Genomic DNA, 16,658 nt, shown 5'->3' with positions numbered 1-16,658 from the left:
ACATGAAATCAAAATACGATTATATCATATTAGGAGCAGGAGCTTCGGGTTTATTGCTGGCGTACCGCATGTCTAAAGATGCTTTTTTTAATGATAAGTCAATTTTAATTATTGATAAAGAGAAGCATAAAGGCAACGACAGAACTTGGTGCTTCTGGGAGGATGGAGCAGGTGAGTGGGATGCGCTTTTAACCAAAACTTGGAGTAATGTTTACTTCGGAAGTAATTCGTTTTCTAAAACCATTTCAATTAGACCTTATGTTTATAAAATGGTGAGAAGCGAACCTTTCTATAATTTACTTTGGACGCGTATAAATTCTAATTCTAATTTTACCTTTATTGAAGGCGTAGTAGATCATTTTGAAGAATCGAATACCGGAGTTGAGGTTATTGCTAATAATGAAACCTATTTTGGGTCTAAGCTATTTAATAGTTTACCTAACTCAGAGGTTTATACAGCACATCCTAAATATCCTTTAATCCATCAGCATTTTGTGGGTTGGTTTGTAAAAACTAAAACAGACAAGTTTGATGATTCTAAAGCTACCTTTATGGATTTTACAGTGCCTCAAAAAGGAAATACACGTTTTATGTATGTGTTACCTATTAATAAGCAAACAGCATTATTTGAATACACTTTGTTTTCTAAAGATTTGTTAGCGTTTTCTGAATATGAAGATGGGATTCACTCTTATTTAAAACAGAGGAATATTTTAGATTATGAAATTATTGAAAAGGAGCAAGGTAATATACCTATGACTTCTTTTGATTTTAATAGCTTAAATTCTCAGCACATTCTGAATATTGGAACAGCTGGAGGTTGGACCAAAGCAAGTACCGGTTATACATTTCAGAATACGTCTAAAAAGACTAAAGAGGTTATTAGTTTTTTTAAGAAGAATGAAGACCTATCAAAGTTTCAGAAGTCTACAAAGTTTCGATTTTACGATTTAATTTTCTTAGATGTTTTAGCAAATCATAATGATGAAGGCGCTTCTATATTCTCTTCAATGTTTAGGAAAACAAATATTAAAACGATATTTAAGTTTTTAGATGAAGAATCAACACTTTTTGAAGATTTAAAAATTATTCTTTCAGTACCACCAAAGCGTTTTATGCAAGCATTTTTTAAGCGTTTTATCAGAAAAGTATAGAGGTTTTTTTTTTAATAAATTAACCATCTAACCATCTAACCATCTAACCATCTAACCATCTAACCATCTAACCATCTAACCATCTTGATAAACTTGTCCTCTGTGTGGTTTTAGGCTATCTCGTATTGGTTTCATCTCAGATTCATCCACAACTAAAAAAGCTAAGCTATGCATGTCGCTTATGGTTTCAACACCTGTAATTGTAATATCTAGTTTGTTTATTACAATATATTCTTTCAAATGAATAAGGTGGTGTTCTGCTGTTTTTTGTCCGGCAGGTCCTTTAAAATCCCATATCAATTTTAGTTTTCGCATTTTTATAATTTCTTTTTTATTTAGATGTATGTACAGAGGTTCCTTTTTCAACAAAACGTTTAAAGTTAGTCATATAAGTTTTGGTATGTTTTTTAAATGCTCCAGGTATTAAAAGTAGCATTATGCTCATTTTGAAATTGGTAGGTTGAAAATTGTTTTTGCAAACCCATATAGTGTAATCTTCTTTTGTCGTTTTAAAATAATTTTCTTGAATGTTTTGTAACCCTTTGCTTGCGTATGTAGTGTGTAATTCGTCTGGCAGATTTTGTTTGGTAATAGTTTCTATGACTTCCATTTTACGATTTCCAAAGCTATAATTTAATTTCATCTTTGCACCCAATTCATTCGGGTTTCCGTAAATATGTTCCATATTAATAAAGCCTTCTTGCCAATGTATTATATTGTCAATAGAGTTCATTTTTTTGATAACTAATGAAATAGGTTTGTTAATTAATATTTCAAAAGTGTGTTTCATAGAAAATGTTTTCTATAAATGTATAAAAAAGGTATAGTAATCGTTTTAACTAATCGATGTCTGTACCGTTTTCATTGTTAAAATCATTATAAATCGTATAAGTTGTTATTCTAGATTGGTTTTTACGCCGTAACTAGCGAGCACTATTGAAATAATGCTTTTTAATCAGCTTGCTAAGTACACTAATTATGTTACTTTTGCTAAGTTTGAAAAATAAATATACTTTATCAATAACTATAAAATAATAAAGGATTAATCATGAATTTAAAATTCAAATGTTTGTTTCTAGTGTTTTTTGCACTAAATTTTTCTTTTTCTCAAGAAAGTGATGAGGTACTTCTTAAAGTCGCTGATGATTCCATTATGGCTTCTGAGTTTATTAGGGTTTATAATAAAAATTTAGATTTAGTTCAAGACGAGAGTCAAAAAGATATTGATGGTTACTTAAAATTATTCATAGAATATCAATTAAAACTAAAAGAAGCTAAGCGTTTAAAGTTAGATGAAGATGTAAGTTACCAACGTGAGTTTTCTAGATACAAGAAACAATTGATTAAAAATTATATTGCAGATAATGAAGTTACTGATGCTTTGGTCAGAGAAGCTTATGATCGTAGTAATATTGATATTAATGCATCTCACATTTTAGTCCGCTTAGATGCTTCGTCTAATGATACTATCAGTGCTTATAATCAAGTTTTAGCTTTAAGAAAACGTGCTTTAGAAGAAGGTTATGATAAAGTAAAAAAGGAAATGCATGATGGTAAAACTATTTTCCTTGAAGACTTAGGTTATTTTTCAGCTTTTAAAATGGTTTACGATTTTGAAACTGCTGCTTACAATACCAAAGTTGGAGAAATTTCTATGCCATTTAGAACACAGTTTGGTTATCATGTTGTAAAAGTTAATGAAAGAAGAGGCAGTAGAGGTACTTTAACCGCAGAACATATTATGGTTAATTTTAATCCTAAAGATTCACTTTCAAATCCAGAAGCTAGAATTAATGATATTTATAAAAAGTTGAATCAAGGTGAAAGTTTTGAATCTTTAGCTAAACAATTTTCAGATGATAAAAACTCTGCTAAAAATGGCGGTAAATTAGCACCTTTTAAAAGTGGTCAATTAAGTTCTACAGAATTTGAAGATGTAGCTTTTGGTTTAGAAAATGATGGAGATGTTAGTCAACCTTTTAAGTCAGCTTATGGATGGCATATTGTAAAAAGATTAAGTTTAGAGCCTGTTGCACCGTTTGAAGATTTAAAAGCAACTTTTGAATCTAAAGTAAAAAGAGACTCAAGATCAAAGTTGATTAATGAGGCGATGATTACAAAACTTGAAAATCAATATCAAATTACTTTCAATGATAAGTCAAAACCTTATTTTGTATCAATATTAAATGACGATTTTCTTAGCCGTAATTGGGTAGAGCCAAAAGACTTTAAAGCGACTGAAACTTTATTCACGATTAATAAAACTATTTTCACATATGAAGATTTTGCAAAGCATTTAAAATCAGCACAACGTATTCATAATGCTAAAAACAAGGATTTTGAAAATATTGTAACTACTGAATTTAAGAATTTTTACGAAAAATCAATTCTTCAGTATAGAGAAGATAATTTAGAAGTTGAAAATAAAGAGTACGCAAACATCTTAAAAGAATATAGAGACGGACTTTTATTGTTCGACTTAATGGAAAAAGAAGTTTGGAATAAAGCTTCTAAAGATTCAACGGGAATTGAAACGTTTTACAATACTAATAAATCGAAGTATTTATGGAAAGATAGAGTAGAGGTTGTTATTGCTTCATCTGCTGATAAATCTAAAATGAAGAAAATCCGTAAATTGATGAAGAAAGGGAAATCTGAAGCTTTTATAGAAGAGAAACTAAATACAGAAGACAAGCAAAATGTTATCTTCTCAAAAGGAACTTATACATTAGAAGACTCTACTTTACCTTCAGACTTTAAAGCTAAAGAAGGTGTTTCAGACGTTTATGAAAACCACGATGCATTTCATGTTATTGATGTAAAGACTATTATACCTGCAGGTCAGAAAACCTTAGAAGAAGCTAGAGGTAATGTTATTAGTGATTACCAAGAGGAAATAGAAGCTAATTGGATTAATGATTTATACGAACGCTTTAAAATAGACGTTAATCAAACAACACTAGATGCTATCAAAGCTAAAATTGGAAACTAATTTGTATTTTTTGAAACACTTTATATATATAGGTATTTTATGTTTGCTTTTTTCTAGCTGTGATTTTATTAAACCATCAGAGGATTTAAAGCCAGTAGCTAGAGTTAATGAAAGCTTTCTTTATGAAGAAGATTTAATTGATGTCGTACCAAGCGGAACCTCTAAGGAAGATAGTACTTTAATCGTCAATTCTTATATAGAGCGTTGGGCAAGGCAATTACTTTTAATGGATGGCGCTTTGGTTAATCTTTCAGAAGAAAAACAATCAGAATTTTCAAAATTAGTAGAACAATATAAAAGTGATTTGTATACAAAAGCATATTTAGAAGGCTTAGTTAAGAAAAGTATAGATTCTTTTGTCCCTAGAGAAACAGCAGAGTTATTTTATGAAGCAAATAAGGAATCTTTCAAGTTAAACGATGATCTTATTCAGTTGAGATATGTAAGTTTACCTTTAAACCCTATTAATTTAGATACTATAACAATGCGTTTTAAACGTTTTGAAGAAAAAGATAAAATCTATTTAGATTCTATTTCTGTACAATTCAAATCGTACTCATTAAATGATTCACTTTGGGTTAAATTAAATCATGTTGCAGAAAAAATTCCTATTATAAATAATACAAATAAAAATGAACTGTTAAAAAAAACAAATTTCTTACACCTCAAAGATTCATTAAACCTATATTTGATGCTAGTAAACGACGTGCGACTTCAAAATGATTATGCACCTTTGGATTATGTTAATTCGTCGATTAAAAAAATTGTTATAAACAAGAGAAAACTAGAGCTCATCAAGCAACTCGAAAATGATATTACAACAGATGCTATTAAAAACAATAAATTCGAAACTTACAATTAAAGCAGCGTTATTAGTTTGCTTTATTTCATTTAACATTATTAATGCTCAAGAAATCATCGATGATGAAATTCTTGCTCCAGTAGAACAACCAAAAGACAGTGTTGTAAAGAAATCGAGGATCAAAGCAGACGGTGTTGCAGCTGTTGTCGGTGATTTTATCATTTTAGAATCAGATTTAGACAGAGAAATTGCACAACTAAAAGCACAAGGAGCAGATTTAAAAGATTTGACAAGATGTGAGCTTTTTGGAAGTTTATTAGAAAGTAAATTGTATGCACACCAAGCTATTCAAGATAGTATTCTGGTTAACGAATTACAGATTAGTCAAACTACAGATCAGCAAATACAAGGTATTTTAGGACAAACACAAGGAGATATGCAAGGCTTATTAGAATTTTACAAAAAAGATTCTGAAGAAGCATTGCGTGAAGAAATGAACGAGATCAATAAAAACAGATATTTAGCTCAAGAAATGCAGGCTAAAATTACTGGAGATATTGAAGTAACACCAGAAGAGGTTCGTACTTTTTTTAATGAAATTCCAGAAGACGAGCGTCCAATATTTGGTACTGAATTAAAGTTAGCGCAAATTGTTGTTATTCCTGAAGTGACTGAAGAAGCTAAACAAAGTGTTATTGATAGACTAAATGAATTTAAAAAGGATATTGAAGAAAATGGATCTAGTTTTATAACTAAAGCTATTTTTTATTCTGAAGATGGTTCTAAAAGTGATGGTGGAAGATTACCAACCATGAATAGAAAACAGCCAAGGATGGTTAAAGAATTTAGAGATGTTGTTTTCTCTATGCAAGAAGGTGAAATTTCAAAACCATTTGAAACTGATTTTGGTTACCATATTGTATTCTTAGAAAAAATTAGAGGTCAAGAATATGATGTAAGACATATTTTATTAAGACCAGAATTAACTCAAGATGCAATACAGAAAGCTAAAGATGAAATAGACGAAGTAAGAGCAAAGATTGTTGATGGTTCTTTAACATTTGAAGATGCAGCAAGAGAGTTTAGTGATGAAAAAGAAACGAAGTTTGAAGGTGGTCAATTAACAAACCCTACAACTCAAGATTTTAATTTCGAATTAACAAAAATGGAGCCAGAACTTTATTCTCAAATTCAAGATTTACAAGATGGAGAAATTAGTAAAGTTTTACAAGATGAAGATCGTGTTAATAGAATTAAATTTAAGATTTTAACTGTAACTGATCGTTTAGATGATCATAAAGCAGATTTCGCAAAAGATTATCTTAAAATTAAAAACTTAGCATTACAAGATAAACAAGTTCAAGCTATTGGTAAATGGCAAAAGGAAACGATTGTAGATACTTACATTAAAATTAATGGAGAGTATAAAGATTGTGATTATCAAAGTAACTGGCTAAAAAAATAAGAATATATGTCTGATGTTAATCTGATTGAAAATTTCGTTAAAAAATTTGCTGACTTAAAGCAAGAAGTTGCTAAAGTTATCATTGGTCAAGATGAGGTTGTAGATCAAATTTTAATTTCTATTTTTTCAGGAGGTCACTCACTTTTAGTAGGAGTACCTGGTCTGGCAAAAACATTAATGGTTAACACAATTGCTCAGGCTTTAGGATTGAATTTTAAACGTATTCAATTTACACCAGATTTAATGCCTAGTGATATTCTAGGTAGCGAAATTTTAGACGAAAACAGACAATTTAAATTTATAAAAGGTCCCATATTTTCTAATATTGTTTTAGCAGATGAGATTAACAGAACACCTCCTAAAACGCAAGCCGCTTTATTAGAAGCGATGCAAGAGCGTTCAGTTACAGTTGCTGGACATCCATATAAATTAGATTTACCTTATTTTGTTTTAGCAACACAAAATCCAATTGAGCAAGAAGGAACTTATCCTTTGCCAGAAGCTCAATTAGACCGTTTTATGTTTGCTATTAATTTAGAATATCCTTCATTTCAAGAAGAAGTCGATGTTGTTAAAGCGACAACAACTGATGTTAAAAAAACAGTTAATTCTTTATTTACAGCACAAGAAATTATAGACTTTCAGAATGTCATTCGTCGTATTCCTGTAGCAGATAATGTTATTGAATACGCTGTGTCTTTAGTTGCTAAAACGAGACCAAAAGAAAATTCTGCTGCAGAGATTGTAAAAGAATTTGTAGATTGGGGAGCAGGTCCAAGAGCTTCACAAAATTTAATTTTGGCTGCTAAAACACATGCTGCAACAAAAGGTAAATTCTCTCCAGATATAGAAAATATCCAAGCCGTTGCTACGGGGATTCTAAGACATCGTATTATTAAAAACTACAAAGCAGAAGCAGAAGGTATTACAGACGAGAAGATTATTCAAAGTTTGTTTTAACTAAAAGAGGTTTAATTTTGTAACCTTAGTGATTTTGTAAATGCAATTCCACCTTTACTTTTTATAATTCATATTTATTCTAAATAAGACAACTCACTCATTTTTTTATTAAAATATTGTTTTTTAGTTGCTTATGTGCGTTATTGTCGATAATTAAAATTAATTGTACTATATATTTAAAGAATATGCAATAATGTTACATATTCTTAAAATGTGTAGATTTGTTTCGTTTAAAAACAAAAACAACTTAAAACAACTCTATTATATACTATATGAACATTTATACTGATTACCTAAAGCAGATAGAAGACCGAAAAGGTCAAGGACTTCATCCGCAACCAATTGATGGTTCTGAATTACTTAACCAAATTATTGAGCAAATTAAAGACGTAAATAATGAATATAGAGAAGATTCTCTAAACTTTTTTATCTATAATGTTTTACCAGGAACCACTGCTGCAGCGGGTGTTAAAGCTAAGTTTTTAAAGGAAATCATTTTAGGGGAATCTACGGTTAAAGAAATTACTCCAACTTTCGCTTTTGAGCAATTATCTCATATGAAAGGAGGACCTTCAGTAGACGTATTGTTAGATTTAGCTTTAGGTAGTGATGCTGCAATAGCTAAAGAATCTGCTGAAGTTTTAAAAACACAAGTATTCCTTTACGAAGCCGATATGGATCGTTTAGAAGAAGCTTATAAAGGAGGAAGTGCTATTGCTAAGGAAATTATAGAAAGCTACGCTAAAGCAGAGTTTTTTACTAAACTTCCAGAATTAGATGAAGAAATTGAAATTGTAACTTTTGTTGCTGGTGTTGGTGATATCTCTACAGATTTATTATCTCCAGGAGGTGATGCACACTCGCGTTCAGATAGAGAATTACACGGTCAGTGTTTATTTGAGCATAACATAGAACAACAAAACGAATTAAAAGCATTACAAGCACAACATCCTGATAAACGTGTGATGTTAATTGCTGAAAAAGGTACGATGGGTGTTGGTTCATCTAGAATGTCTGGTGTAAATAACGTGGCTTTATGGACAGGTATTAAATCTAGTCCTTATGTTCCTTTTATTAATATTGCTCCAGTAATTGCAGGTACAAACGGAATTTCTCCAATTTTCTTAACTACTGTTGGTGTAACTGGAGGTATTGGTTTAGATCTTAAAAACTGGGTACAACAAAAGGATGCTGAAGGAAACACAATTCGTAACGAAGAAGGAGAACCTGTTTTAAAAGAAGTATATTCTGTAGCAACAGGAACAGTACTTACAATAAATACAAAAGAGAAAAAATTATATAACGGAGATACAGAATTAAACGATATTTCTGCAGCATTTACACCACAGAAAATGGAGTTTATGAAAGCAGGTGGTTCTTATGCTGTTGTTTTTGGTAAAAAATTACAAACATTTGCAGCTAAAACTTTAGGTATCGTTGCTCCTGAAGTATATGCAACTTCAAAAGAAATTTCTGTAGAAAATCAAGGACTTACTGCAGTTGAAAAAATATTCAATAAAAATGCAGTAGGAACAACGCCTGGTAAAACATTACATGCAGGTTCTGATGTTCGTGTAGAAGTAAACATCGTAGGATCTCAAGATACTACAGGTTTAATGACTTCTCAAGAATTAGAGATGATGGCAGCTACTGTTATTTCTCCAATTGTAGATGGTGCATACCAATCGGGTTGTCATACAGCTTCTGTTTGGGATGATAAATCTAAAGCGAATATTCCAAGATTAATGAGTTTTATGAACGATTTTGGTTTGATTACTGGTCGTGATCCTAAAGGGAAATATTTCCCAATGACAGATGTTATTCATAAAGTATTAAATGATCTTACAGTAGGAGATTGGGACATCATTATTGGTGGAGATTCTCATACACGTATGTCTAAAGGTGTTGCTTTTGGTGCCGATTCAGGTACAGTAGCTTTAGCATTAGCAACAGGTGAGGCTTCAATGCCAATTCCTCAATCTGTAAAAGTTGTTTTTAAAGGAGAAATGAAATCTTATATGGATTTCCGTGATGTTGTTCATGCAACGCAACAACAAATGCTTAAGCAATTTGGAGGCGAAAACGTATTCCAAGGTCGTGTTATTGAAGTTCATATCGGAACTTTAACTTCAGATGAAGCTTTTACATTTACAGATTGGACAGCAGAAATGAAAGCTAAGGCTTCTATTTGTATTTCTGAAGATGAAACATTAATCGAATCTTTAGAGATTGCTAAAGGTCGTATCCAAATCATGATTGATAAAGGTATGGATAACGAAAAGCAAGTTCTTAAAGGTCTTGTTGATAAAGCAGAAACTAGAATTACAGAACTTAACACGGGTATTAAACCAGCGTTAAGACCAGATGCTGATGCTAAATATTACGCGGAAGTGACTATTGACTTAGATGAAATTGCTGAGCCAATGATTGCAGATCCAGACGTAAATAACGAAGATGTATCTAAACGTTACACACACGATAATATTAGACCATTATCCTACTACGGAGGAACTAAAAAAGTAGATTTGGGATTTGTAGGATCTTGTATGGTGCATAAAGGGGATATGAAAATATTAGCTCAAATGCTAAAAAATATTGAAGCACAACATGGTAAAGTAGAATTTAAAGCACCTTTAGTTGTTGCTCCTCCAACTTATAACATTGTTGATGAGTTGAAAGCAGAAGGAGATTGGGATGTTTTAGTAAAATATTCAGGTTTTGAGTTCGATGATAGCGCACCAAAAGGTTTAGCACGTACTAAGTATGAAAACATGTTATACTTAGAGCGTCCTGGTTGTAACTTATGTATGGGTAATCAAGAAAAAGCAGAACCAGGAGATACGGTTATGGCAACTTCTACACGTTTATTCCAAGGAAGAGTTGTAAAAGATGATGGAGAGAAAAAAGGAGAATCTTTGTTATCATCTACTCCAGTTGTAGTATTATCTACAATCTTAGGAAGAACACCAACTATGGCAGAGTATGAAGCAGCAGTTGAAGGTATTGTTTTAACAAAATTTAAGCCTTCTAGCAAAAAGTTAGTAAGCTAAATTAAAAGTTTATTTATAATAGAAAGCCTGAGTCATTGACTCAGGCTTTTTTGTGTTTATTTAAGACTCAATTTATTGAGTTGAAGGAAGCTTTTTTTTTTTTGATAAGAATTGCTGTTACAAGGTTTATATTAAGCTTAACTTTTTTCTTTTTTATAGTTATTCTATATTTTGTATATTGTAGGATTGAATTAATTTAAAAATAACAAGAAATAATATGGCATTCGACATCGACATGATTAAAGAGGTATATACCAAAATGACAGACCGTGTAGACAAAGCACGTAATATTGTTGGTAAACCATTAACGCTTTCAGAAAAAATACTTTACTCACATTTGTGGGATGGAAAAACTGATAAGGCTTTTACACGGGGAAAGGATTATGTAGATTTTGCTCCAGACCGTGTAGCTTGTCAAGATGCAACGGCACAGATGGCTTTGTTACAATTTATGCAAGCTGGTAAGCCAAAAGTAGCTGTGCCAACTACTGTACATTGTGATCACTTAATTCAGGCTAAAGATGGTGCTGCTACAGATTTAAAGAATGCAAATAATACAAGTAGTGAGGTTTTTAATTTTTTAGAATCGGTATCAAATAAGTATGGTATTGGTTTTTGGAAACCAGGCGCAGGTATTATTCACCAAGTGGTTTTAGAAAATTATGCATTTCCAGGAGGAATGATGATTGGTACCGATTCACACACCGTTAATGCGGGTGGATTAGGTATGGTAGCTATAGGTGTTGGTGGTGCTGATGCAGTAGATGTTATGGCAGGAATGGCTTGGGAGCTTAAATTTCCTAAATTAATAGGTGTTAAGTTAACCGGTAAACTTTCGGGTTGGACAGCACCAAAAGATGTTATTTTAAAAGTTGCTGAAATTCTTACCGTTAAAGGAGGAACAGGTGCTATTGTAGAATATTTTGGACCTGGTGCAACCTCAATGTCTTGTACAGGTAAAGGTACTATTTGTAACATGGGAGCGGAGATTGGAGCGACAACTTCAACGTTTGGTTACGATGATTCTATGGAGCGTTATTTACGTTCTACAGATAGAGCAGATATTGCTGATGAAGCAAATAAAATTAGAGAATACTTAACAGGTGATGCAGAAGTATATGCAGACCCAGAACAATATTTTGATCAAGTTATAGAAATTAATCTTTCAGAATTAGGACCTTTATTAAACGGACCTTTTACGCCAGATTTATCTACTGAAGTTGGTAGTGCAATGACAGAAAAAGCGACTGCAAACGAATGGCCACTTCAAGTTGAATGGGGGTTAATTGGTTCTTGTACAAATTCATCTTACGAAGATTTATCAAGAGCATCATCAATTGCACAGCAAGCTTTAGATAAAGGCTTAAAAATGAAATCTGAATTAGGTATTAATCCAGGTTCGGAGCAAGTACGTTATACTGCAGATAGAGATGGAATCCTTCAAGTATTCGAAAAATTAGACGCTAAAATCTTTACCAATGCTTGTGGACCATGTATTGGACAATGGGCTAGATATAGTGATCCTAAAAATGCACCGAAGAATAGTATTGTGCATTCATTTAATAGAAATTTTGCAAAGCGTGCTGACGGAAATCCAAATACACATGCTTTTGTAGCTTCACCAGAGTTAACTGCAGCAATTGCAATTGCTGGTCGTTTAGATTTTAATCCAATGACGGATAAATTAATAAACGAGAATGGAGAAGAAGTAATGTTCGAAGAGCCAACAGGGTGGGAATTACCACCAAAAGGTTTTGAAGTTAAAGAAAATGGATATTTAAAACCCGTAGAAGACGGAAGTGGTGTTGTTGTTTCTGTAGATCCAACTTCAGAGCGTATTCAATTATTAGAACCTTTTACACCATTAGGAAGTTCTATTACTGGAGCTAAATTATTGATTAAAGCTTTTGGTAAATGTACAACCGATCATATTTCTATGGCAGGACCATGGTTACGTTTTAGAGGACATTTAGATAATATTTCTAATAACTGTTTAATTGGTGCTGTAAATGCATTTGGTAAGAAAACTAATTTTGTAAAAAATCAATTAACAGGTGAATTTGGAGGTGTGCCAGATACAGCAAGAGCTTATAAAGCAGCAGGAATAAAAACTGTAGTTGTTGGAGATCATAATTATGGTGAAGGTTCTTCTAGAGAACATGCAGCAATGGAGCCAAGACATTTAGGTGTTGCAGCTGTTATAGTGAAGTCTTTTGCTCGTATTCACGAAACAAATCTTAAGAAGCAAGGAATGTTAGGTTTAACTTTTGATAATGAAGCTGATTACGATTTAATTCAGGAAGATGATACCTTCAACTTTACAGATTTAAATGAATTTGCACCAGACAAACAATTACATCTTGAAGCTGTACATGCAGATGGAAGTAAGGATTTAATTGCTTTAAATCACACTTACAATCAAGCTCAAATTGAGTGGTATAACGAAGGTTCTGCTTTAAATTTAATTAAAAAAGAAAACAATGCTTAGTTGTTAAGTTATAATTAATAAAAATCCGTTAGAGTTTCTAACGGATTTTTTTGTGCCTATAAATTAGGAAGATAGTACTAAAATAAAAAGAGTATATTCGTTTTTACAATTCAATCCTATGAAAAAATTACTACTCTTTTTAAGTGTCATCTTGTTATTGCAAACCAATGAAATTTTGGCACAAACCATCGATTTACCACCTAGTTTATATTTATGTGAAATGGGTTCTCTTGAGCTTGATGGAACTGTAATAAATACAACAGACACAAATATTACGTATCAGTGGTATTATGGATTATCTCTTGGTTCAACTACAGAAATTGAAGGGGCAACTAATTCTATATTTAATTTAAATGGAGCTGTTAATGAAGGTGGCTTTTATAAAATAATAGCAACATTATCTGATGACAGTAATCATGTTGATTGGGTTCAAATCTTAAAGAGTGATACTGTAACGAATTACAATTATGAATTTGTTCAATGTCCTAATTTTTCAATATATGAATTACAGATTGAAAATACGCTAAATAATGTTTCTAACATAACAAAGAAATATTATGAATATGAGAATGATGCTATTCTCGGAAATGATAATAATGCAGTTGGCTTTTATACTTATGGTGATGCAATTACTATTTATTTACGTATAGAAGTAAATGATGGACTATGTTACGATGTGTTACAAATAGATATTTATACTGATTCATTTTATTTTGCTAATTGGGTTTCTAATATGGGAGATTGTTCTATTGATGCCACGGACAACGTATTTGATTTAACTACAAATGATGCTCAAATTATTGGAGGTCAACAATTCGCAGTGGTTAATTATTTTGTTAGCTATAATGATGCTAGTAATCTAAATAATCCAATTACGAATGCTTCTAATTATACGGCATTGTCGCCTAATCAAACTATTTATGCAAGGGTATATGATCCAAATAACACTAATTTTAATTGCGATCCATATCTAAGCATTACTCAATTTCAATTATTATCAATTTCAGAACCAACACCAAATACGGAATTAGATTATATTGTTTGTGATACTACAAGTGGCTCTGCTACTGATGGCATTGGTGCTTTTAATTTAACGAGTAGAAATAGTTTAGTGCTATCTGGCTTAAGTACATATCGGTATAATATAAGTTATTATAATACTTTAGTTGATGCAGATACTAATACCAATCCCATTTCATCTCCTAATAATTATATAGGAAGTAATGAGGTAATCTACGTTAGAGTTGAGAGTAGTATAAACTCAGAATGTGTTCAAATTTCACAGATGAATTTAATAGTACAAGATATTTGTGATGATATTTCAGTGAATTTACTATCATATTGGTCAGCTCCTAGACCTGGATTTACATATAGAAATATGCTAATTGTAAAGAATTATGGCGAGTCAACGGTAAGTTCTGGTAGTGTAACATTTACTAAAGATGCTATTGTTGAATATTCTGGATCAACAGGATTAAGTGCAGGCAATACCATTACATCAACAGCAACTGGATTTACTTTAGACTTTGTGGATTTACTGCCAGGCGAAAGTGAAGTGATTTATGTGGACTTATTGGTCTCAACTTCTGCGAATTTAGGAGATTTGATTACTAATGTTGCAGAATATACAACAGCAACAAGTGATGTGGTCGCTGAAAATAATACATCTAGTTTATCAGAGATTATTATTGGTTCTTATGATCCTAATGATATTAATGAGTCTCATGGACCAGAAATTGAACACGTTAGTTTCACGGAAGACGATTATTTATATTATACCATTAGGTTTCAAAATGTGGGTACAGCTAGTGCCATAAATGTAACTATCAATAATAATCTAGATGAAAAATTAGATAAAACTACGTTTCAAATGTTAAGAGCAAGTCATTCATATGGGATTGAGCGTGATTTTGATAATTTAACATGGAATTTCTATAATATAAATCTAGCAGATGAAACTACTGATGAACCTAATAGTCATGGATTTGTGTATTACAAAATAAAACCATTAGCAGGCTATGAAATAGGTGATATTGTACCAAATACAGCAGGTATAATATTTGATTTTAATGAACCTGTAATTACTAATACTTTTAATACGGAATTTGTAGATGTTTTAGGAATTGAACAGCATAGTTTGAGTGCGCAATTCTCTTTAGTACCAAATCCTTCAAAAGAAGTTGTGAGTTTAAATTTTAATTCCGCGCAATCTAATGTAGAGATTACTGTTTTTGATGTTTTAGGAAAGACGATGTTAACAAACACAGCAGAACAAACTTCAGTTATTCAACTAAATATTTCTTCTTTAGAAAAAGGTGTTTATTTTGTAAAAGTTAAAGATCATAACGGACAATTAGGATTAAAAAAGTTAATCAAAAAATAATGATTTAAAACATGTTATATAAAGCTCCTGTATATCAGGGGCTTTTTATGTTTATAGCGTAAGTAAATCTACTAACGAGCGACCTATTTAAGTATATTAATTATTCCTGATATTTATGAATAGACTTTGTTTTTTTGATGATGTAAACTTATAAGGAAGAACATGTATTCTCTGGCTATAAAAAGAAAAATTTTAAGCTCAGTAATTAAAGTAACTATTATGGCTAACTAATAATAGAAATGAAAGTCTAAAGTTATCTAGAGTTTTGTTATTAAATTTGAAGCACATTATCGTAAAATATTAATGTGCTTCATTTTTTTATAAAGGATGTATTATGACGAAATCTAAAAAAGGTAGAATTTCTAATATTATTTTTATTGTAATTCTTCTACTATTTTTTATACCTCAAACTAGAGAGCCTATTCAAATATGGCTCCATAAAGGACTCAGTTTTATCAATCAGTCTTCTCTTATAGATAAAGAAGAAAGAGTAAATGTAAGTGATGCTAATTGGGAATTAGAATCGGAGAATAATGTAAGATTAAATTTAAAAGATACAAAAGGAAAGGTTGTGCTGATTAATTTTTGGGCTACTTGGTGTCCGCCTTGTATTGCAGAAATGCCAAGTCTTCAAGAATTATATAATGACTATAATACAGAAGTTGTTTTTCTATTTGTTACCAATGATGAACTTGAAACCGTACAGAAGTTTAAAACTAGCAAAGAGTTTAGTTTTGAAGTTTTTCAACCTATTTCTAAGCCACCTGAAACACTCACAACAAGTTCTATACCTAGAACATTCATTATAGATAAAAGTGGAGCAATCGTCGTAGATGAGTCTGGTGCAGTTAACTGGAATAGTACTGCGGTTAGAAAACAGCTAGACGATTTACTTTCAGAATAAAATAAAAACTTATTTAAAATACTTAAAAGGAACAACAAGCATTCCGAAGTTTTCACCTTTATGCTTCCCTGTGTGTTTATGATGCATTTTGTGTGCACGTCTTAAACCTCTTGCGTACTTATTATCAATATTTCTAAGTAATTTAAAGCGTTGATGAATAAATATATCATGAACAATAAAATAAGCCATTCCATAAACTAATATGCCTAAACCAATAGGAAGTGTATACCAAACGTTTTCATAACTCCAAAGGTAAAAACAAGTGATACTTACAATAGCATAAAAAATAAAGAAGGCATCATTACGCTCAAACCAGCTATCATGATCTTTTTGATGATGATCTTTGTGTAAGTTCCATAAAAAACCATGCATAATATACTTGTGTGTAAACCATGCGTTAAACTCCATGATAGAGAATGTTCCGAAAAAGATAAGTATCCAAAAAAATGTTTGCATAATA

The 16,658-nt window shown here is 31.4% G+C and carries 12 protein-coding genes; 9 read left to right on the top strand and 3 right to left on the bottom strand.

Features of this window, described 5'->3' with window-relative positions:
- The first annotated feature begins 2 nt into the window (after positions 1 to 2).
- Positions 3 to 1,154: a lycopene cyclase family protein gene (locus H0I32_RS01875; RefSeq protein WP_246293610.1), complete on the top strand. Its 1,152-nt coding sequence runs from the start codon at positions 3 to 5 to the stop codon at positions 1,152 to 1,154.
- Positions 1,155 to 1,229: 75 nt separating this feature from the next.
- On the opposite strand, the gene H0I32_RS01870 is transcribed toward H0I32_RS01875, so the two are convergent.
- Together H0I32_RS01870 and H0I32_RS01865 are read right to left on the bottom strand one after the other, a co-directional pair.
- On the bottom strand, positions 1,230 to 1,469 hold the full coding sequence (locus H0I32_RS01870) for a hypothetical protein (protein WP_173587004.1): 240 nt from the start codon (positions 1,467 to 1,469) through the stop codon (positions 1,230 to 1,232).
- 16 nt (positions 1,470 to 1,485) lie between these two features.
- Positions 1,486 to 1,944: an SRPBCC family protein gene (locus H0I32_RS01865; RefSeq protein ID WP_173587005.1), complete on the bottom strand. Its 459-nt coding sequence runs from the start codon at positions 1,942 to 1,944 to the stop codon at positions 1,486 to 1,488.
- Positions 1,945 to 2,202: 258 nt separating this feature from the next.
- On the opposite strand from H0I32_RS01865, the gene H0I32_RS01860 reads away from it, so the two are divergent.
- The 8 genes from H0I32_RS01860 to H0I32_RS01825 all read left to right on the top strand — a co-directional run bounded on the left by H0I32_RS01860 (position 2,203) and on the right by H0I32_RS01825 (position 16,198).
- Positions 2,203 to 4,146 (top strand): peptidylprolyl isomerase, encoded by a 1,944-nt coding sequence (locus H0I32_RS01860; RefSeq protein WP_179313892.1) that lies wholly within the window; start codon positions 2,203 to 2,205, stop codon positions 4,144 to 4,146.
- A 10-nt stretch (positions 4,147 to 4,156) separates the two neighbouring features.
- Positions 4,157 to 5,008 carry a peptidyl-prolyl cis-trans isomerase gene (locus H0I32_RS01855; protein ID WP_246293609.1) on the top strand — a complete coding sequence of 284 codons (852 nt, stop codon included), beginning with the start codon at positions 4,157 to 4,159 and terminating at the stop codon, positions 5,006 to 5,008.
- Positions 4,956 to 6,413: a peptidylprolyl isomerase gene (locus H0I32_RS01850; protein WP_173587007.1), complete on the top strand. Its 1,458-nt coding sequence runs from the start codon at positions 4,956 to 4,958 to the stop codon at positions 6,411 to 6,413. Before H0I32_RS01855 ends, H0I32_RS01850 begins: the two co-directional genes overlap by 53 nt.
- Positions 6,414 to 6,419: 6 nt before the next feature.
- Positions 6,420 to 7,373 carry an AAA family ATPase gene (locus tag H0I32_RS01845; protein ID WP_179313891.1) on the top strand — a complete coding sequence of 318 codons (954 nt, stop codon included), beginning with the start codon at positions 6,420 to 6,422 and terminating at the stop codon, positions 7,371 to 7,373.
- 272 nt (positions 7,374 to 7,645) lie between these two features.
- Entirely contained in the window at positions 7,646 to 10,423 is a 2,778-nt protein-coding gene (locus H0I32_RS01840) for a bifunctional aconitate hydratase 2/2-methylisocitrate dehydratase (RefSeq protein WP_179313890.1), read from the top strand.
- 217 nt (positions 10,424 to 10,640) lie between these two features.
- Complete coding sequence (locus H0I32_RS01835; RefSeq protein ID WP_173587010.1) at positions 10,641 to 12,911, top strand: aconitate hydratase; 2,271 nt, start codon at positions 10,641 to 10,643, stop codon at positions 12,909 to 12,911.
- 118 nt (positions 12,912 to 13,029) lie between these two features.
- Positions 13,030 to 15,294, top strand: a complete 2,265-nt coding sequence (locus tag H0I32_RS01830; protein ID WP_179313889.1) for a T9SS type A sorting domain-containing protein — start codon at positions 13,030 to 13,032, stop codon at positions 15,292 to 15,294.
- Positions 15,295 to 15,628: 334 nt separating this feature from the next.
- Positions 15,629 to 16,198, top strand: a complete 570-nt coding sequence (locus H0I32_RS01825) for a TlpA family protein disulfide reductase (protein WP_179313888.1) — start codon at positions 15,629 to 15,631, stop codon at positions 16,196 to 16,198.
- Between the two features lie 9 nt (positions 16,199 to 16,207).
- On the opposite strand, the gene H0I32_RS01820 is transcribed toward H0I32_RS01825, so the two are convergent.
- Positions 16,208 to 16,654 carry a sterol desaturase family protein gene (locus H0I32_RS01820; protein ID WP_173587013.1) on the bottom strand — a complete coding sequence of 149 codons (447 nt, stop codon included), beginning with the start codon at positions 16,652 to 16,654 and terminating at the stop codon, positions 16,208 to 16,210.
- Between the last annotated feature and the right edge of the window lie 4 nt (positions 16,655 to 16,658).

The organism is Winogradskyella sp. HaHa_3_26, from assembly GCF_019278425.1.
Lineage (GTDB): Bacteria > Bacteroidota > Bacteroidia > Flavobacteriales > Flavobacteriaceae > Winogradskyella > Winogradskyella undariae.
The sequence above is the reverse complement of the archived record's forward strand: the minus strand, read 5'-3'. Positions and strand labels throughout refer to the sequence as shown.

What these genes read in the sequence shown, in the direction of transcription:
- H0I32_RS01875 (WP_246293610.1), top strand. Translation starts at nt 3, where the DNA reads ATGAAATCAAAATACGATTATATCATATTAGGAGCAGGAGCTTCGGGT.
- H0I32_RS01870 (WP_173587004.1), bottom strand. Translation starts at nt 1,469, where the DNA reads ATGCGAAAACTAAAATTGATATGGGATTTTAAAGGACCTGCCGGACAA.
- H0I32_RS01865 (WP_173587005.1), bottom strand. Translation starts at nt 1,944, where the DNA reads ATGAAACACACTTTTGAAATATTAATTAACAAACCTATTTCATTAGTT.
- H0I32_RS01860 (WP_179313892.1), top strand. Translation starts at nt 2,203, where the DNA reads ATGAATTTAAAATTCAAATGTTTGTTTCTAGTGTTTTTTGCACTAAAT.
- H0I32_RS01850 (WP_173587007.1), top strand. Translation starts at nt 4,956, where the DNA reads ATGATATTACAACAGATGCTATTAAAAACAATAAATTCGAAACTTACA.
- H0I32_RS01845 (WP_179313891.1), top strand. Translation starts at nt 6,420, where the DNA reads ATGTCTGATGTTAATCTGATTGAAAATTTCGTTAAAAAATTTGCTGAC.
- H0I32_RS01840 (WP_179313890.1), top strand. Translation starts at nt 7,646, where the DNA reads ATGAACATTTATACTGATTACCTAAAGCAGATAGAAGACCGAAAAGGT.
- H0I32_RS01835 (WP_173587010.1), top strand. Translation starts at nt 10,641, where the DNA reads ATGGCATTCGACATCGACATGATTAAAGAGGTATATACCAAAATGACA.
- H0I32_RS01830 (WP_179313889.1), top strand. Translation starts at nt 13,030, where the DNA reads ATGAAAAAATTACTACTCTTTTTAAGTGTCATCTTGTTATTGCAAACC.
- H0I32_RS01825 (WP_179313888.1), top strand. Translation starts at nt 15,629, where the DNA reads ATGACGAAATCTAAAAAAGGTAGAATTTCTAATATTATTTTTATTGTA.
- H0I32_RS01820 (WP_173587013.1), bottom strand. Translation starts at nt 16,654, where the DNA reads ATGCAAACATTTTTTTGGATACTTATCTTTTTCGGAACATTCTCTATC.